This window comes from Aliivibrio sp. EL58 (assembly GCF_900312675.1).
GTDB lineage: Bacteria > Pseudomonadota > Gammaproteobacteria > Enterobacterales > Vibrionaceae > Aliivibrio.
The window spans coordinates 316,842-336,045 of the sequence record NZ_OMPC01000009.1; the positions used below are offsets into that span (position 1 = coordinate 316,842).

The 19,204-nt window shown below is 40.4% G+C and carries 17 protein-coding genes; 8 read left to right on the forward strand and 9 right to left on the reverse strand.

Annotated elements, in window-relative coordinates; genetic code table 11:
• Positions 1–12: 12 nt before the first annotated feature.
• A complete protein-coding gene (phoR, locus tag ED622_RS12250; protein ID WP_122034415.1) occupies positions 13–1,311 on the reverse strand; it encodes a phosphate regulon sensor histidine kinase PhoR in 1,299 nt (432 codons plus the stop codon).
• Between the two features lie 33 nt (positions 1,312–1,344).
• Entirely contained in the window at positions 1,345–2,037 is a 693-nt protein-coding gene (phoB, locus tag ED622_RS12255; RefSeq protein WP_122034417.1) for a phosphate regulon transcriptional regulator PhoB, read from the reverse strand.
• Positions 2,038–2,252: 215 nt separating this feature from the next.
• On the opposite strand from phoB, the gene rdgC reads away from it, so the two are divergent.
• From rdgC to ED622_RS12270, 3 genes are all read left to right on the forward strand, one after another.
• On the forward strand, positions 2,253–3,164 hold the full coding sequence (gene rdgC, locus ED622_RS12260) for a recombination-associated protein RdgC (RefSeq protein WP_174213450.1): 912 nt from the start codon (positions 2,253–2,255) through the stop codon (positions 3,162–3,164).
• Positions 3,165–3,389: 225 nt separating this feature from the next.
• A complete protein-coding gene (yegQ, locus tag ED622_RS12265) occupies positions 3,390–4,781 on the forward strand; it encodes a tRNA 5-hydroxyuridine modification protein YegQ (protein ID WP_122034421.1) in 1,392 nt (463 codons plus the stop codon).
• Positions 4,781–5,035, forward strand: coding sequence for a YfhL family 4Fe-4S dicluster ferredoxin (locus ED622_RS12270; protein WP_122034423.1), 255 nt, complete (start codon positions 4,781–4,783; stop codon positions 5,033–5,035). The genes yegQ and ED622_RS12270 overlap by 1 nt, the downstream gene beginning before the upstream one ends.
• 114 nt (positions 5,036–5,149) lie before the next feature.
• On the opposite strand, the gene ED622_RS12275 is transcribed toward ED622_RS12270, so the two are convergent.
• From ED622_RS12275 to ED622_RS12290, 4 genes are all read right to left on the reverse strand, one after another.
• The gene (locus tag ED622_RS12275; protein ID WP_122034425.1) at positions 5,150–6,244 is read right to left on the reverse strand and encodes a DUF3541 domain-containing protein; all 1,095 of its coding nucleotides are present in this window, start codon (positions 6,242–6,244) and stop codon (positions 5,150–5,152) included.
• A 182-nt stretch (positions 6,245–6,426) separates the two neighbouring features.
• Complete coding sequence (gene dnaJ, locus ED622_RS12280) at positions 6,427–7,572, reverse strand: molecular chaperone DnaJ (protein WP_122034427.1); 1,146 nt, start codon at positions 7,570–7,572, stop codon at positions 6,427–6,429.
• Positions 7,573–8,057: 485 nt separating this feature from the next.
• Positions 8,058–9,962: a molecular chaperone DnaK gene (gene dnaK / locus ED622_RS12285; protein ID WP_122034429.1), complete on the reverse strand. Its 1,905-nt coding sequence runs from the start codon at positions 9,960–9,962 to the stop codon at positions 8,058–8,060.
• Between the two features lie 214 nt (positions 9,963–10,176).
• Positions 10,177–10,596 (reverse strand): Hsp20 family protein, encoded by a 420-nt coding sequence (locus tag ED622_RS12290; RefSeq protein WP_105054892.1) that lies wholly within the window; start codon positions 10,594–10,596, stop codon positions 10,177–10,179.
• A 396-nt stretch (positions 10,597–10,992) separates the two neighbouring features.
• Here ED622_RS12290 and ED622_RS12295 point away from each other — a divergent pair, with 396 nt between their 5' ends.
• Positions 10,993–12,090 carry a YcjF family protein gene (locus ED622_RS12295; RefSeq protein ID WP_122034431.1) on the forward strand — a complete coding sequence of 366 codons (1,098 nt, stop codon included), beginning with the start codon at positions 10,993–10,995 and terminating at the stop codon, positions 12,088–12,090.
• Positions 12,077–13,693 (forward strand): GTPase family protein, encoded by a 1,617-nt coding sequence (locus ED622_RS12300; RefSeq protein WP_122034433.1) that lies wholly within the window; start codon positions 12,077–12,079, stop codon positions 13,691–13,693. The genes ED622_RS12295 and ED622_RS12300 overlap by 14 nt, the downstream gene beginning before the upstream one ends.
• 53 nt (positions 13,694–13,746) lie before the next feature.
• Here the strand turns inward: ED622_RS12300 and ED622_RS12305 are convergent, their stop codons facing one another.
• Positions 13,747–15,432, reverse strand: a complete 1,686-nt coding sequence (locus tag ED622_RS12305) for an amidohydrolase (protein WP_122034435.1) — start codon at positions 15,430–15,432, stop codon at positions 13,747–13,749.
• Positions 15,433–15,564: 132 nt separating this feature from the next.
• Here ED622_RS12305 and ED622_RS12310 point away from each other — a divergent pair, with 132 nt between their 5' ends.
• Complete coding sequence (locus tag ED622_RS12310) at positions 15,565–16,452, forward strand: LysR family transcriptional regulator (protein WP_122034437.1); 888 nt, start codon at positions 15,565–15,567, stop codon at positions 16,450–16,452.
• On the opposite strand, the gene ED622_RS12315 is transcribed toward ED622_RS12310, so the two are convergent.
• The gene (locus ED622_RS12315; RefSeq protein WP_122034438.1) at positions 16,415–16,954 is read right to left on the reverse strand and encodes a CIA30 family protein; all 540 of its coding nucleotides are present in this window, start codon (positions 16,952–16,954) and stop codon (positions 16,415–16,417) included. The genes ED622_RS12310 and ED622_RS12315 overlap by 38 nt on opposite strands.
• Before the next feature lies 1 nt (position 16,955).
• Positions 16,956–17,231 (reverse strand): DUF3081 domain-containing protein, encoded by a 276-nt coding sequence (locus ED622_RS12320; RefSeq protein WP_122034441.1) that lies wholly within the window; start codon positions 17,229–17,231, stop codon positions 16,956–16,958.
• A gap of 197 nt (positions 17,232–17,428) precedes the next feature.
• Between ED622_RS12320 and ED622_RS12325 the strand changes: the two genes are divergently transcribed.
• Entirely contained in the window at positions 17,429–17,581 is a 153-nt protein-coding gene (locus ED622_RS12325; protein WP_371413436.1) for a DUF2256 domain-containing protein, read from the forward strand.
• 37 nt (positions 17,582–17,618) lie between these two features.
• Positions 17,619–19,190, forward strand: coding sequence for a cryptochrome/photolyase family protein (locus ED622_RS12330; RefSeq protein ID WP_122034444.1), 1,572 nt, complete (start codon positions 17,619–17,621; stop codon positions 19,188–19,190).
• Positions 19,191–19,204 lie beyond the last annotated feature (14 nt).

Consider the following 19,204-nt stretch of genomic DNA (forward strand, 5'->3'; position numbering starts at 1 on the left):
TTCATGATGTCCTTATTTTAATATTAGTTTTTTTGGCAGAACAAATGAGAAAGTACTTCCTTTACCCAATTGGCTTTGTATTTCTAATTGTGAATCGTGGTGACTAAGTGCATGCTTTACTATCGCGAGTCCTAAACCACTGCCGCCAGTATCTCTTGAACGCGCCTTATCTACCCGATAAAAACGCTCTGTTAAACGAGGAATATGTTGAGGTTCAATTCCTTGTCCACTATCTGTTACTGTTAATACAGCCCCAGATCGTGCCTTTTTCCATTCAACAATAATCTCTGCGCCATCCGTAGTATGCTTAACTGCGTTATAGACTAGATTTGAAATTGCACTACGTAATTGGTCTTCATCGCCTAACACTTTAAGATCATGATCTATATTAAAGGTTACTTTGTGGTTTCTATTTCCACTTAATGCGATCGCTTCTTTTTCTAAAATATCTAACATGGATGGTACATCAACACGATCTTCTAGCATTGATGTTGCTGCGGCTTCTATTTTTGATAATGTAAGTAATTGCTCAACTAAGCCTTCCATTCGAGATAACTGCTCAGTCATCACACCATGTGCTCTATTCCACATTGGTCCAACAAGCATCTCAGGATCTTCTGACATTTCTAAATAACCACGAAGTACCGTCATTGGCGTTCGTAATTCATGAGAAACATTAGCAAAGAAATTACGACGCATACCTTCTAGTTGTTTAATTTGCGTAACGTCACGTACCACCATCAAATATTCACCATCACTATACGGCACAATACGTATCTCAAGTGTCTTATCTGTGTTAATCGGTGATGGCATATCTAATGGAATATCAAAGTGTTGAGTCATTAAATATTGCACAAAATCAGGCGTTCGGATCAAATTAGTAATAGGTTGTCCTGAATCACTAGGCCAGCGAAAGCCAAGTAATGATTGGGCCAAGGTATTACACCAAACAATGTTGCCTTCATGACGAAAAACCACCACAGCATCAGGCAGAGCTTCAGCCCCTTGTCTAAAACGACGAATTAACGTGGATAGTTCTTTACGACGCTTTTTATGCCTTTTTTGCAGACGGTAAGTTTCATCAAAAATCGGTTCCCAGCTACCAGAAGCAGAGGGTGGCGTCGCTTTACGCCCTTCATGTAACCAGCGAGACATTTTAATTTGGTTATGCAAATGCCAAATCAATAATATAAACGAGGCAAGAAACAACAATGGCCATAACGCATCAAATAAATACCCAACGATAACCCAAGGTACGTAGAAAAAAGCCAATTCTCCAACGAGCTTTTTCCATGACAAACGTTCAACCATGTATCTTACCCTTAATTTTTATTTAGTTATCAATTACGACGCTTGAATCGAGAAACGGTAGCCTGCTCCACGAACCGTTTGAACTAAACGATCATGGCCTTCTGTCTCTAACGCTTTACGTAAACGACGAATATGAACATCCACCGTACGATCTTCTACATAGACATTCGTACCCCAAACATTATTCAATAACTGTTCGCGGCTATACACTCTCTCTTGATGTGTCATAAAAAAGTGCAGCATCTTAAATTCAGTAGGACCCATATCAAGTGGCTTATCGTTCGCCGTCACTCGATGTGAAACAGGATCAAGTTTTAATCCTTGAACATCAATTAATTCTTCTACTGATGTCGGAGATACACGACGAATTACCGCTTTTAAACGTGCCATTAATTCTTTTGGTGAGAACGGTTTAGTAATGTAATCGTCAGCTCCAACTTCTAGCCCACGTACTTTATCTTCTTCTTCACCGCGAGCCGTTAGCATTACTACTGGAATTTTTTTAGTAAACTCATCACGTTTAAGGTGTTTAATCAAATTGATGCCTGAGCCACCTGGCAACATCCAATCCAACAAAATTAAATCTGGGTAAGGTTCGCAGAGTAACTCAAGAGCTGTATCATAATCTTCAGCTTCAATCGGTTCATAGCCTTTTTGCTCTAGTACAAAGCACAGCATTTCACGGATTGGGGCTTCATCTTCTACAACAAGGATCCTTCTAGACATTCTCTTCTACCTAAATTAACCAACAAAATTTATGACGCTATTATTAAAGTTAATTATGACACTTTTGTGACCATTGAAAAGAAAACTTCATATTCTTCTTATTGATATTTCTACCTGAGTGTCATTTATCCAAGATCCTGAAATCTATACAAGCAATATTCAATAAAATCTCCTATCATAAGCGCACTTAAAAAAGATAGGAATTCAGCAGCATGATGTGGTTTAAAAATTGTTTAATTTACCGTTTTACCAAAGAGATTGATCTCAATCCTGAGCAACTTGAAAAACAACTGAACGATTTTCGTTTCACACCTTGTGGCAGCCAAGATATGCAAAAATTTGGCTGGGTAACTGCAATGGGCCGTCATGGTGACATGCTGACTCACGTAGCAAGCAAAAATATTCTTATCTGTGCCAAGAAAGAAGAAAAAATGTTGCCAGCGTCAGTGATTAAAGAATCAATGAACGCAAAAATTGATGCCATGGAACTTGAGCAAGGTCGCCCTCTTAAGAAAAAAGAGAAAGACTCTATCAAAGATGACATCGTGATTGATCTTCTTCCACGAGCATTCAGCAAGCATCAACAAACCTACGCACTAATTCTTCCAGAAGCAGGCTTTATTATTGTTGATGCGGGCAGTTACAAAAAAGCGGAAGACGTATTAGCGCTGCTTCGTAAATCTATCGGCAGCTTGCCTGTAGTTCCTCTAACTTCAACGCAACCTATTGAAAACGCATTAACAGAATGGGTTAAAACAGGCACGACTCCTCAAGGTTTTGATATGGGTGAAGAAGCGGAACTAAAAGCAATTTTAGAAGATGGCGGCGTGATCCGTTGTAAGCAGCAAGAATTAGTGTGTGATGAAATCCATGCTCATATTGATGCAAACAAAGTGGTCACTAAGTTAGCTCTAACTTGGCAAGACCGTTTAGAGTTTATCCTTGCGGATGACCTATCGCTAAAACGCCTAAAATTCAGCGACGAAATTAAAGACCAAAACGAAGATATTGGTTTTGAAGATAAAGCAGCACGTTTTGATGCTGATTTTTCTCTAATGAGCTCTGAGCTTGATGCACTGCTTCCTGATCTATTCAAAGCACTTGGTGGCATTGAAGAGAAAGAATAAGACGATACGCTTCGCGTCTAGATACTATAAAAGCAATATACTTACCTGCTCTTATAGTTTCTAGTTAGCGTAGCGTATAGCTCCTAGGCCAATACCCCTATAAAATACAAGTTCAATCTTGCTAATCCCTAGCACTTCCCTCACTTTCCATGTAAAATCCGGCCTCCTTCATATCCACGTGATATGACCTGACCTGAGATCAGAATACAACATTGGGAAGCAATCATGTTTAAGCCAGAACTACTTTCGCCTGCGGGCAGCCTTAAAAATATGCGTTATGCGTTTGCCTACGGTGCAGATGCAGTTTATGCAGGCCAGCCACGTTACAGCCTTCGTGTTCGTAACAACGAATTCAACCATGAAAACCTAGAAATCGGCATTAACGAAGCGCACGCGCAAGGTAAAAAACTGTATGTGGTATGTAATATCCAACCACATAACTCAAAGTTAAAAACCTTTATTCGTGATTTAGAGCCAATCGTTGCTATGGGCCCTGACGCATTAATCATGTCAGATCCTGGTTTAATCATGATGGTTCGTGAAGCTTTCCCAGAAGTAGTTATTCACCTGTCAGTTCAAGCTAACGCCGTTAACTGGGCGACAGTTAAATTCTGGTCTACTCAAGGTGTTGAGCGTGTGATCTTATCTCGTGAATTATCACTAGAAGAAATTGAAGAGATCCGTGAACACTGTCCTGATACAGAACTAGAAATTTTTGTACACGGTGCATTATGCATGGCGTACTCTGGTCGCTGCTTGCTTTCTGGTTACATGAACAAGCGTGATCCAAACCAAGGTACATGTACTAATGCATGTCGTTGGGAATACAAAGCTGAAGAAGCAAAAGAAGACGAAAACGGTCAAATCGTTGAAGCTAATCCAACGGGTGTTGAGATCCAAGATGTGGAAGTTCAAAACGAGCGCCCAGACAACACACTAGGTTTAGGCAAACCAACGGATGAAGTGGTTCTTCTTTCTGAAGCACACCGCCCTGAAGAGAAAATGGCAGCATTTGAAGACGAGCATGGTACTTACATCATGAACTCTAAAGATCTTCGTGCTATCCAACACGTAGAGCGCCTAACGAAAATGGGCGTTCACTCTCTTAAAATCGAAGGTCGTACTAAGTCTTTCTACTACTGTGCTCGTACTGCTCAAGTTTATCGTAAAGCGATTGATGATGCTGTTGCTGGTAAACCATTTGATGAAAGCCTAATGGGGACGCTAGAGAGCCTAGCTCACCGTGGTTACACTGAAGGTTTCCTACGTCGTCATACACATGATACGTACCAAAACTACGATTACGGCTACTCTATCTCTGACTCTCAACAGTTTGTTGGTGAATTCACAGGTAAACGTCGTGGTGATTTAGCGGAAGTTGATGTTAAAAACAAATTCCTTGTGGGTGATTCAGTTGAGATCATGACACCACAAGGCAACTTAACACTGACGCTAGAAGTGATGGAAAACCGTAAGAGTGAAGCAGTAGATGCAGCAAAAGGCAACGGCCACTTTGTATTCATCCCTGTTCCTGCAAACGTTGATTTAGAATATGGACTTCTAATGCGTAACTTACATACGGGTGAAGATACTCGTAACCCACATGGCAGTAAGTAATGGCGTTATTGATCAATAAAAAATGCATCAACTGTGATATGTGTGATCCTGAGTGTCCAAACGAAGCGATCACCATGGGCGACAAGATCTACGAAATTAATCCAGATCTCTGTACTGAATGTAAAGGCCATTACGATGTTCCTACTTGTCAGTCGGTTTGCCCAATCAACAATTGTGTCATTTCGGATCCAAACAACGTAGAAACAGAAGAAGAGTTATTAGAAAAATTCGTTAAGCTTCAAGGCCTAGCGTAATAATCTCTAATCACCTGATCTGATTCAAATAAAAACGCCCAGTGATATCACTATCTCTGGGCGTTTTTGTATCTGATTTACAAAGTAAGTAGCTAACAATGCAAAGATACTTGCTTATTTTGTCACAAGACCATAGGGCTTACTTTTAAATACCTTTGGTTCATTTTGAATCGTTGGTGCGGCATGCGGTGTTTGCCAATCAAGTAACATAATCGCTAATACATTACGGTGCTCACCCTCAGTTAAATCAGTACTGTTTGATGTTGATGGCACCATATTCTTCTCACGGTTAATCGCATCTTGAATATGTTTTTGCGTTTTATATACCACGGAATCGTTTTCTAATCCTGCCAGTAAGAAGGTAATTCCTACTTCTGAAATAATGTCTTCTTTGGCTCTTTCTAAAATAGTATCAATGTTATTACGCAGGTAATCGTATATCCATTGATGATCAGACTCTTTTAATGGGTATTGATAATATTGAGAATCAGCCAATAAAATATGCGTTAATCCGTAGATCTTATTGCCATATTGCTGCTTAGTAAGCTCTGCATCTTTTTCATCTGGGTAGGCTAATTTAAACGCTTCTACAAAGTCATCAACCACATCTTGCTCACCCAATTGACGTAACCAATAAACTTGATTAGCTAGTTGAGCTGCCCATGCTTTAATCATCGCCTCATCTGTCGCGTATTTTTTAAAATCATAACGACGGATAATTTCTCGCAGCTGTTTGTCATTACGATGCTTTAAACCGTATTCATTTGCACGAGCCATTGAGCCAAGTAAATCAACACCAAGATAGAGATACTCCGGCATAGTTTTAGTGGCTTGATAACGTAAAATACTACGGGTATCAGTATCATCTACGTAGGTGCTTAGCCGTTTATTGGAATACGCTTCAATCTGTTTTGGTGTATAAACTTCAGAAGAGAATTGATTAAGTCGACTTGCCACTCGTGCCATATCAGACCAAACGGCTGCTGAGTATTTAGGATCCATAGTTTGGCGATACATACGTAATCCGTAATGACCCGCTTTAAATGCCGACAGTGTATAGAGCTGGGTTTCATAGGTATGACGAATTGAGGCGGCATCTTGCTTAAAGCTCGGGACCGTTCTCCCACCCTCCATTATTTCGGCATTGGCAGTAGTTGAACTAAGCAGTAAAACAATAAATAGCGATAACGTCCGTTTAAATAACCCCATACTCACTCTCTTCTACATTAAGAAACTAAAAACACAATTGGTTACATAATAAACGAGAAGAATAGGAAATGGTCAGCAATATGTAAATAAACGGCATCTGATCATTTGTTGGCGGCATAAAAAAAGCCTAATGATATAAAATGAATATCATTAGGCTTAAATTTATTGGTTGATGGATTAACTTATTTAGTTAAATCATCAAAGAAGTTCTTAACGCCAGATAAGAAACCTTCTGATTTAGGGTTGTGCTTCATCGCATCTTTCCCATCAAATGATTCTTGGAATTCTTTAAGCAACTCTCTTTGGCGTTTGGTTAATTTAACTGGAGTTTCAACAATCAGTTTAACGATTAAGTCGCCAGTGCTGTGTGTACGAACGCCTTTAACACCTTTGCCACGCATACGGAACATACGGCCCGTTTGAGTTTCTAGAGGCACTTTCAAGCTTACACGACCATCAAGAGTAGGAACTTCAACTTCACCGCCTAGTGCAGCCATAGTAAAGCTTACAGGCACTTCACAGTATAGGTTGTTACCGTCACGCTCAAAAATATTATGCTCTTTTACATGTACTTGTACGTATAGATCGCCTGCCGGAGCGCCGTGCTCTCCCGCTTCACCTTCATTAGATAAACGAATGCGATCACCAGTATCAACACCTGCTGGGATCTTAACATTAAGCGTTTTAGTCTTTTGAACTCGACCTTCACCATGACAAGAGTTACATGGGTCTTTAATGATCTTACCTTTACCATGACAAGTAGGACAAGCCTGCTGTACAGCAAAGAAACCTTGACGCATTTGAACTTGGCCATGACCGTGACAAGTGCTACAAGTTGATGAAGAGGTACCTTTCTTAGCACCAGTACCTTCACATGGATCACAAGAGACTAATGTTGGTACTTCAATCTCTTTATCACAACCACGAACCGCTTCTTCTAGCGTAAGTTCCATGTTGTAACGTAAATCTGAGCCGCGTTGTGCACGTTGTTGACCACCGCCACGACGGCCGCCACCAAAGATGTCACCAAACACATCACCAAAGATATCGCCAAAGTCACCTTGACCGCCGCCAAAGCCGCCGCCACCGCCCATACCACCTTGTTCAAAGGCTGCATGACCGTATTGATCGTAAGCTGAACGCTTTTGAGCATCCGTTAAGATCTCATACGCAACTTTTACTTCTTTAAACTTTTCTGGCGCTGTTTCATCGCCCTGATTACGATCAGGGTGGAATTTCATCGCTAGACGCTTATAGGCTTTCTTAATATCACGCTCTGAAGCATCACGGCTTACGCCCAATACTTCATAGAAATCACGTTTAGACATGCTTTGGTCACCAATTCTTTTGATACTGCCGGCAGTGACACCATCAGTATGAGTTCAATCTAGATAATCAGGTTCAACGTTCGAGAATGATTATCTAGATTGACCTTAATAATATATCAACCTAAACAAGTACCGACTCATTCTTGCTTGTGAAAATTAATTATAACTTCGTTATAAATTATGTGATTAGAATACTAATTAACACAATTTATGCCTTGTTCTAATCAATTTTTCCTACGCAATATCTGAATAGTTACTTATTCAGGTTGATATTACAAACTTGCGGGCGGTAGAGAAAACTCCAACGCCCGCAATATATTTTTTCATTCGAAGCATTCAAGATATAGGGCTTTTGCTCTTTTCTTAAATGACTAAGGCAATGATTTCTTTAAGCTAGAAGTGTTAAGTTCAAGGCAAAAGCACGGAGTTTACGTTAGTAAATGAGTACTTTTAACGCAGGAATTAACCCTTCTAGCGACAAGAAATTACTTGTCTTTTACTTCTTCGAACTCAGCGTCAACAACATCATCTTCTTGCTTAGGTTGCTCACCCGCTTCAGCACCTTGTTGTGCTTGAGCTTTCTGTTGAGCGATTTCCATTAGCTTTTGTGCTGCTTGCATTAGCTCTTGAGTTTTCGCATCGATTGCTTCTTTATCATCGCCTGACTTAACGTCTTCTAGAGCTTTGATTGCTGCTTCGATTTTTTCTTTCTCGTCAGCTGGAAGTGCATCGCCTGCTTCTTCGATTTGTTTTTTCGTACCGTGGATCATTTGATCCGCTTGGTTACGTGCTGTTACTAGCTCTTCGAACTTTTTGTCCGCGTCTTTGTTAGCTTCAGCTTCTTGTACCATTGCTTCGATTTCTTCGTCTGTTAGACCACCAGAAGCTTGGATTGTGATCTTCTGCTCTTTACCAGTCGATTTATCTTTTGCAGATACGTTTAGGATACCATCAGCATCTAGGTCGAATGTTACTTCGATTTGTGGCATACCACGTGGTGCTGCTTGGATACCTTCTAGGTTAAATTGACCTAGAGATTTGTTGTATGTCGCTTGCTTACGCTCACCTTGAAGTACGTGGATTGTTACCGCACTTTGGTTATCTTCAGCAGTTGAGAACGTTTGGTCCGCTTTAGTTGGGATCGTTGTGTTCTTCTCGATTAGCTTAGTCATTACGCCACCCATCGTTTCGATACCGAAAGAGAGAGGAGTAACATCTAGAAGAAGGACATCTTTAACGTCACCCGCTAGTACGCCACCTTGAACGGCAGCACCCATTGCTACTGCTTCATCAGGGTTTACGTCACGGCGAGCTTCTTTACCAAAGAAATCAGCAACTTTAGCCTGAACCATAGGCATACGTGTTTGACCACCAACTAGGATAACATCAGTGATGGCATCAATAGTTAGATCAGCATCTGCCAGAGCCACTTTTAGCGGTTCAAGCGTACGAATGACTAAGTCTTCAACTAGAGATTCTAGTTTTGCACGAGTCACTTTAACGTTCATGTGCTTAGGACCAGTCGCATCAGCAGTAACGTAAGGAAGGTTTACGTCAGTTTGTTGAGCTGAAGACAGTTCAATCTTCGCTTTTTCAGCTGCTTCTTTAACACGTTGCATAGCCAGTGGATCATTTTTTAAATCAATACCTTGTTCTTTTTTGAACTCGTCAACTAAGAAATTGATCATACGGTTATCGAAATCTTCACCACCTAGGTGAGTGTCGCCGTTTGTTGCAAGCACTTCGAACGTTTGCTCGCCATCAACGTTATCGATTTCAATGATAGAGATATCGAAGGTACCACCACCAAGATCGTATACTGCGATAGTGCGCTCGTCGCCTTTTTTATCTAAACCGTAAGCCAGTGCTGCTGCTGTTGGTTCGTTGATAATACGTTTAACATCAAGACCTGCGATACGACCTGCATCTTTCGTTGCTTGACGTTGAGCATCATTAAAGTAAGCAGGAACCGTAATTACTGCACCAGTTACTTCTTCGCCTAGGAAATCTTCTGCTGTTTTCTTCATTTTCTTAAGAATTTCAGCAGACACTTGAGGAGCAGCCATTTTTTGGCCTTGCGCTTCAACCCAAGCATCACCGTTGTCAGCTTTAACGATTTTGTACGGCATGATTTCGATATCACGTTGAACTTCTTCGTCTTCAAAACGACGACCGATCAGGCGCTTAATTGCAAACAATGTATTTTGTGGATTAGTAATCGCTTGACGTTTAGCTGGCTGACCAACAAGTGTTTCGCCATCTGTGTAAGCAATTACCGATGCAGTTGTACGTTCGCCTTCCGCATTTTCTAAGATACGTGGTGTGTCGCCATCTAAAACAGCAACACAAGAATTCGTTGTACCTAGGTCGATACCAATGATTTTACCCATAATAATTTTTCCTTTGAATTCGCATTAGTTATTTTAATGCAAATAATTTAAATTTGATGTTGTTTAATAAGCGTAAACCTAATGTTTACTTACGGGTCTACGCTATTCTCAATGAAATATGATGATTTATATTCACGTTAATCAATAGGTGAGGGCTGTATTTTTATACTAAATACAATGTCTTGTTATCACCGATGAGTAACGACAATATGTGTTATTGATTGATTAAAATCTTACGTGCTTGCACGGCTTCTGGTACTTCTCGAACAAGATCAATATGAAGCAATCCATTTTCCATGCTTGCTGCAGATACGGTTACATAATCAGCAAGTTGAAATTTTCGTTCAAAGTTGCGCTCTGCAATGCCTTGATAGACGTAAGTTGGTTTTATTTCAGATGAAGTAATGTCACCTGACACAATCAGCATATGTTCGTCTTGAGAAATTGTTAACGAATCTTCAGAGAAACCAGCAACAGCCATGGTTATACGGTAGTTGTTCTCGTCTTTCTGTTCGATGTTATATGGTGGGTAACCATTTTGAGATGGTTTGTTAGCGCTGTTTTCTACAAGATTAAACAGGCGATCAAAACCAATGGCATGACGGTATAGGGGAGAGAAATCGATATTACGCATAATACTATCCTTTAAAATAAGCAATAGTTCTCGACGCACTAAGCGAGGAGAAAGAACACATATTCAGAGCCAACATAGACTCATTAATGACATATGGTTCAGGATTAAATGTTAGAAACAACGCTACTATTCTTAAATAAGTAATCAGTAGAGCCGCTTCATTTTGATAACGTTCTGTTCCCTATAATAAGGCGAACCAGTTATCAATGAACTCCAAATGGCAATTCATGTAATCAATATATGCTTCCGAAACTTTGGTGTCAATACTTTGATTAGAAAATTTAATGATTATTTTTGGTTTGTATTTTTAATGCAGATATTCGCTTTCAATGATGATTGATCTTTTAGGTGTTATAATCGAGAGATACTTTATTCTCTTCCATTAGTTGGAATGATATGTTCGATCAAATCAAAGCATTCATAAACCCAAGTAAAAACCCAGACTTAACTCAAGCTCACGAGTTTCAGCGCAAGCATTTACCTACCTTATGGCTACTCGGTAAAACAGGTGCGGGTAAATCTTCATTCATTCAAGCCTTAACTGGATTATCATCGGTTGAAGTGGGTAATGGCTTTGCTCCTTGCACCATGACCGCCGAGGCGTATGAGTTTCCGAAAGATAAGCCAATTATGCGCTTTTTAGATACCAGAGGGTTAGGTGAGGCAGATTACGATCCAAAAGACGATCTTGAAGAAATTGGTCAATCAGGTCATGCCCTCGTTGTTGTAATGAAGGCCGATGAACCAGAACAATCTTCAGTCATAGCGGCACTAAAACAGATCAAGAAGAAAAAGAAAATTAAGCATTTATTGCTGATTCATACCGCGGTACTTCTTAGTGAAAAGGCAAATCGTGATCGTCAAACGACCTTTAATGAACAGCAGGTTAAAGAGGTATGGGGTAAAAATGTTGAGGCAATCTCGGTTGATTTCGAAACCAGCGACGGTTCAATATATAACTATGATGCGCTGATCGAGAAACTCACCAAGCTATTACCGGTCATTGGGATGATGGTCGAGAATAAAGATCACGCCACTGTTGAAGAAGCAAACTTTGATAAAGTTGAGAAGGAAGTACTTTGGTATTCCGGCAGTGCGTCAGCAAGTGATTTAATTCCTGGGGTAGGATTGGTTTCTGTTCCAGCCATTCAAGCCAAAATGTTACACAGCTTAGCCAATCAGTACGGCGTTGAGTGGAACAAGAAAACCTTTAGTGAGTTGATAGGTACGCTTGGCAGTAGTTTTGCTTTGCAATATGGAGTAAAACTAGGCGCAAGGCAATTGGTTAAATTTATCCCCGTTTATGGTCAAACCGTGGGTGCGGTTGCCGCTGCTGCAATGAGTTTTGGAACCACTTACGGATTAGGCAGAGCCGCTTGTTTCTACTTTTACCATAAGAGTAAAGGCGAAGAAGTATCAACTCTGGACATGCAAGATCTCTATAAAGACTCTTTGAAAAAAGGTAAGGAAGTGTCAGGTTATGCACAAGATTAAACGCCTATATCGTTTATTGTCGGATCTCTCTGGTGGACGCTGGGGGATCGTCATTATCTCCTCAGTGCTTCCTGTCATCATTATGATGGGTTTCGCTCTGTTTCTTGCAATTAAGTATGGCTACCTATTAGAGCTGTCTATTACCATTGCTGTCAGTACGTTAGCGGTTAGTATTCCTTTATTTATTCTAAGCCGCACCGCAGATAAACCAGTTAAAGCCGTAACAGAAGAAACCAAAATTGAGATTAAAGAGGGTCTGGTTAAAGCCTCTGAAGAGTGGTCTCATAATGAAGTCGCCATATGGAAGCAATCACAGCACTATTCGAGAGAGTTACTCAAAGATAATGTCGAGTGGAGAAACCTTGATGAAATAGGGTTAGATGTTCTTGAATTTGTGGCAACGGAGTTTGATAAAAAAGCGTTAGATTTCTCAATTCCTGAAGGTTTAAAACTGTTTGAAGAGATCAGTCAGCGATACAAAGTTGTGGTGCAAAAACACATTCCTGGTATTGAGTATTTAAAGCTCTCGTACATTAAAGCTGGATATGACGCTTATGATAAATATGGCGATGTGGGTCAAAAGATAGTAAAAGCCGCGATCTGGGCGAATCATGCAAAAAATCTTTATTATAATCCGTTAAAAGTCGTATCTGATCTCAGTCGAGAGCAAGCTACCTCATCAATGACCAGAGGGGTTGTGTCTGATATGCAGCAAACAGCCAAAGAAGCGTTATTAGATGAAGTCGCTGCGGTTGCCATTGATTTATACAGTGGTCGATTTAGTTTGGAAGAGGGCGATTTACAAGCATCGACGATTTCAAAGCAAGATGAAAAGAGAGTAGCGACAGAGCTAGAGCCGATCCGAATTGTGATGGTCGGACAAACCAGCTCTGGTAAATCATCGATTATAAATACATTAAAAGAGGAATTTGTTGCAGAAGTAGATGTACTGCCATCTACCGATAACGTGACGGTTTATAGCGCACTCGTCAATGAAGCCGAAGTGAATGTAGTTGATTTACAAGGACTAGACGGTAACGAAAAAACTGAAAAGCAGATGCTAAAAGAGATGACCCAAGCAGATTTAGTGTTATGGGTCTTAAAAGCCAATCAATCGGCTCGTGATCTTGATAAGCAATTGAATGAAAAATTCGAGCGCTATTATGCCGATCCAAAAAATATCTCTCGTAAAAAACCAACGGTTATTTCAGTGGTAAACCAAGTCGATAGACTAAACCCCGCTTGGGAGTGGGAGCCACCTTACGATCTAGAACATCCAACAGCAGCAAAAGCAAAAGTGATTAAACAAGCGATGGAATACAACAAAAAGCTGTTGTGTTCCGATCTTGTTTTACCGCTATCAATCTCAATAGATAAGACGCATTTTGGTGTTGAAGAGTTAAAACAGACGTTAGTAGACAAAATCACCGAAGCTTATAACGTACAGCGAAATCGTCAGCGTAAAGAAGCGATGGAGAGAGGAGCATCATTGAAAAAACAACTGGGACGCGCAGTTAACGTCGGTAAGAAGGTCGCGCCAAGTGCCCTAAAAGCCGCCGCACCAAAACTGGCTGAAATGGCAATAAAGAAAACAATTAAATAGGTTTTTTTAATTCGCCACCTTTAATAATAGAGGTGGCGATGATTTACCTCGGACTAGTCGTCACTATTTAGATAGACCGTTTTCCCATCTTTAATCGTTTCTAAAATAGCGATGTCTTTTATCTTCATTGGGTCAATCTCAAGTAGGTTCTCATTTAAAATCACCAAGTCGGCACGTTTTCCAACCTCAATAGATCCTTTGCTTTTCTCTTCAAAGTTCTGATACGCCGCATTAATGGTTATCGCTTCTAACGCTTGATATGGCGTGATTTTATGGTGCTCACCTAAGGTTTGATTACTGCGTGTTACACGATTTACTGCGCTCCACATATTAGTCATCATGTCTGGGAATAACACAGGGGCGTCCATGTGAATCGTAAACATCAACTCATTTGAATTTGCCCACCCCATAGGCGAGATGTTAGATGCACGCCAAGGGCCTAACACTGAATCACGATGCCAATCTCCCCAAAAGAAGGTGTGAGCCGGGAAGAAAGAAGGGGTCATCTCATTTTTCTTCATTCGCTTTATTTGGTCTAAACGTGTGGTTTGAGCGTGGATCACCACTGTTCGACGATCTTCTTTGCCATATTTGGCATCAGCAAGCTCAACCGCATTTAATAGGATATCTGCCGACGCATCGCCGTTACTGTGGCTTAGGATCTGAGCATTCATTTGATACGCGGTATCTACCCATTGATTCATCTCATCTTGAGTTAATACAGGGTAGCCGTGGTAATCATAAGCGTGGCTGTGTGGGGGTACAAAATATGGCGTTGAGAGATAAGCGGTTTTACCTTGTGGAGAGCCGTCACCCACCATTTTCACGCCTGCTAACGTTAAACCATTAATGGATGATTTCATCGGCATGACTTTTACTGCTTCTTTTAAATCGACCCATTTCGCATAAGCAAGCAGATCTATTTTTAGCAAATCATTCTCTGCCATGGTTTTCATTGCGTTAAGTGCAGGAAGCGTCGCTAAGCCTTCTTGTGTGGTCGTAATGCCATAACCTGCGTATAAATCCTGAACCTTACCAAAACGACGAACCGCATCTTCTTGCGTCATTTCAGGTAGGTTTCCTAAAATCGGATAAATGGCAGATTCTTCTAATACACCAGTCAGCTCACCATTATTATCACGGCGCAATACGCCACCATCAGGGTTCGTGCTTTGCTTAGTGAATCCAATAAAATCAAGCCCTTTGCTGTTACAGGTCGCAAGGTGTCCTGATATATGTATGGCACAGAAAGGGTACTCTTTACTGAACGTATCAAAGAACTGCTTCGTTGGGTGTTGCTTCTCTTTTAGCTCGGCATCATCATAACCAAAAGCCACATGAAGGCTATTTTTATCAAGATTTGGTTGATTAAAATAGGCTGTTATTATCTGTTCAATCTCATCAAACGAGTTCACCTTTCCCATTGGTGCAGGGTAAAGAAACGGACTTTCAATTAAAGGCAGATATTGAGCAAAATGGCCGTGACTGTCGATAAATCCCGGTGCAAGGATTTTGCCTTTTAAATCTCTTACTTGGGTAGTGGTGCTTTTTTGTTTAAGGATCTCTTGGTTATTGCCTACCGCCACAATAATGCCATCTTTAATGGCGATAGCCTCTGCGCGATCAGATTCACCCGTCACCGTGATTATGCCACCATTGGTAAAAATCAGATCAGGTGAAGCCAATACAAAAGGTGAAACAAGAAAGCCTGCAAGTAAACTCAATGGGAACGTCTTCATAATGTCCTCTCTGTTTTTGCCATAACTAAAATTAAGTAATATCTTTTCATGTAATACCAAAACAAAAAAGTCAGTTATGATAGGGTATACCTAACAAGCTGGGTGGAGATATAAAATCGAAGGAGTGATTGAATGCATACATTAGAACAAGTGAGCGCTTTTGTTGCCGTATATGAACAAGGCTCATACAGTAGCGCAGCAAGAAAGCTTAAAAAATCTCGAACTACAGTACGTGAACATGTGGTGGCCTATGAGGATTTGTTAGGTTATTCGCTGTTTGTGATTGAAGGCAGAAAAGCCATTCCAACAGAGAAAGCTGATCATTTGTATCACCGTGCTAAGTTAGTTGAAAAACAAAATCGCTCTCTGTTTGTGCAAAGCCAAGCCTTGTACGAATCTAACGTTCATACCGTTACGATCTATTATGATGTGATCACGCCTCTCAGTTTAATTACGCACATTGAAAAACGTGTGATGGATTACAACTCAGACATCGTTATAAATTGGAAGCATCGCACTCGGCAAGAAGCAATGGATAAATTGCAAGAAGGTGAATGCGATATAGCTATCATGCCATATCGTGGGCAGTTGTTTGCAGAGAAAGAAGTCACATGGAAGGCGATAAAACCGATCCAAGTTGGGTGCTATGCAGGCGTCAACTCACCTTTGGCATTAATTGATGATTTAAAGATCGAAAACTTAATGCTAGATACTCAATACGTCACAGAGAACTTCGTGACCTTAAAATTGAATTTTACCTCGATTCAAGTTTCACCAAAAATGCACACCGTTAGTAATAACGATCTCCTAAGTGAGTTAGTAAAACAGCATGGCTGGACAATTATGCCAAGGCATTACATGACGTCATACGTAGAGCGAGGAGAGGTGGTTGAATTGAAGCTAAAAGAGTTAGGAAGTAATGTGTCTTTTGGCCTCAATGCCTTTTATTGTTACGGCAAGGCAGAGGTAGAAGTGTTTGGGCTTATTCTGGAGTGGATTGAGGAGTGGGATGGTTTTTGAGTGTTTTAAACAGAATTTGAGCCAAGTTTAGATTAAAGGGTGATGTTTGTTTATTTGTAATGAGAAAGCCAACTTGCTTGATGTCTTCCGCCACAAGATCGGGAGCGTGATTAAGTAATTGCCCTCTAAAAACAGCTTGAAAATTGTGTAAGTGAAATGTCTTTGTCTGCTGTTTACCTTTGATGGTGGTGAAATCGTGTTTGTATTGAATACGCTCACCATTCTTCCACGTGGTAAGTCTTAATTGATAGGTATGCCCATCGCCCGTGAACATAAATTCTATTGTGTTTACTTCTTTAGATAGAGACTCAATATAGCGCTTTATAGAGCTAAAGCCTCCATTGTTTTCTAGTGATAATGCACCTAGAAATCGGCATGTTTTCCCATCGTAGTAAAGCTGGCCAATTGAAATGCCACCCATTACGTTGTCATTTACCGCAGACCACCGTTGATACTCGTCGGGGTTTGTAAAATCAATAATTTCAAATTGTTGTTCACTCATCCTAACTTTCCTTAACACTATGATTTTCCGTGATCATTGCTAAACATTGGTTGGTGAAATCAGAGTAGTTTGATGACTTGTCGAATTCGATTTTAAGTGAACCATGAAACATCAAGGTGACGGTCACATCTTTATAGCCCAGCCAACAGGTATATCCATCGTAATCATGCCATGCGGATATCTCGTCTAATACATATCTATTATCCAGCAACTTTCCAGATGAACGAACGCAATCAAATACTCTAAGAAATTCTTTAATCGTCAGTCTGTTATCCATATGTAACTCCTCGTTCGTATACAAATAAAAGTACTTTTTTATTACTAAACTAACTACGAGTTTGCCCTATACCTAGATCACCATGTCGATTAACTAGTTTGAATTAGTTGATCTTTTTGTGAACCACAAAGTGCTTTCCTGCGTAATTTCTCTGTAGGTCGGTAATGATTCGGTTCTTAGTATCGAGCGATGACGTTATGGAGAGCAACATGAAAAAATCTCAGTTGCCAGAAAAGATATGCGCTGTTTGCCAGAGACCATTTCGTTGGCGAAAGAAATGGGAGCGAGACAGGCCAATGGTTAAATATTGCTCCAAGCGTTGTCGGTCTTCACGACATCAAAGTGAATAACAAATCCACCCATGAAAATTTAAGATAGAGGATGATTATGAATGCCACAGCTGACCGCTTACGACTCATTTTAGGTGACCAATTAAATGCCAGTCATTCATGGTTTCAACACACCGATCCACAAACGATTTACGTGATTGCAGAAATGCATCAAGAAACCGCCTATGTAAAACACCATGTTCAAAAAGTGTGTGCTTTTTTTGCTGCGATGACCCAATTTGCAACCGCATTAGAAAGTGCAGGGCATCGAGTGATGCATTTAACCTTGGACGATACAAAGCCATTTGAAAGAATAGAGGATCTATTAAATCACCTTATTGCTGAGCACCATATTACCCATTTTGAGTATCAACTCCCTGACGAATACCGTTTACGCAGCACGCTAGAGCGCTATTGCTTGTCATTATCAATATCTTCTCAAGTTTATGAAAGTGAACACTTCTTTCTATCTGAAGCGCACATTGAAAAAGAGTTTAAGCCGAACCATCATCATCGCATGGAACCTTTTTACCGTAAGATGAGAAAGCGCTTTAATATACTGATGGAAGAGGGAGAACCTGTTGCAGGCAAGTGGAACTTTGACAGTGCAAATCAAAACAAATTAAAGGTAAGTGAGTTTGAAAGTGTGCCCACGCCTTTATTATTCGCTAACGATGTCACTGATATTCTTGAGCGCTTAGAACGTCATAATGTGACGATGATTGGACAAGCGAATAATCAACTGTTGTGGCCAGTAAATCGGCAGCAAGCGAATGAGTTATTAATGTTTTTTTGTCGCTATTGCCTACCGTTGTTTGGGAAGTTTCAAGATGCTATGGCATGTAAACTTGATGATATGCTCACGCAGAAACAATGGAGCTTGTTTCATAGCCGTTTATCCTTTGCTCTTAATGCAAAAATACTCAGTCCTATGCAAGTGATTGATGCTGCTATTACGGAATTTAATCAACGCCCAGATGCCATAGATATTGCTCAGATAGAAGGTTTTGTTCGTCAAATTCTAGGGTGGAGAGAGTTTGTGCGTGGGATCTACTGGCGCAATATGCCTGATTATCAAAACCTAAATAAACTTGAAGCGTCATTATCATTACCAAGTTGGTTTTGGGCAGGGAAAACAAAAATGAATTGTATGCATCATGCGATACAGCAGTCTCTTGATTTCGCCTACGCACACCATATTCAACGTTTGATGATCACGGGTAACTTTTGCCTATTAACAGGTATTAAACCTGACGAAGTAGATGAGTGGTATTTAGGGATTTATATCGACGCAATCGAGTGGGTTGAAATGCCAAATACTCGTGGCATGAGTCAGTTTGCAGATGGTGGTATTGTTGCTTCTAAGGCTTATGCAGCCAGTGGCAACTACGTGAATAAAATGAGTGATTATTGCTCTGATTGTCACTATAACGTGAAGCAAATAATTGAACCAAAGGCATGCCCACTAAATGCACTGTATTGGCACTTTATGCATACACATATTGAGCAGTTTAATAACAATCCACGCACCAGAATGGTTTATGCAAATTGGCAGAAAAAATCAGAAAAACAGCAGCAAGTGATATTAGATAAAGCAGAAAAACTGCTGTCTGATCTTGAGAAACTATAGATGCTTGTCCTTCA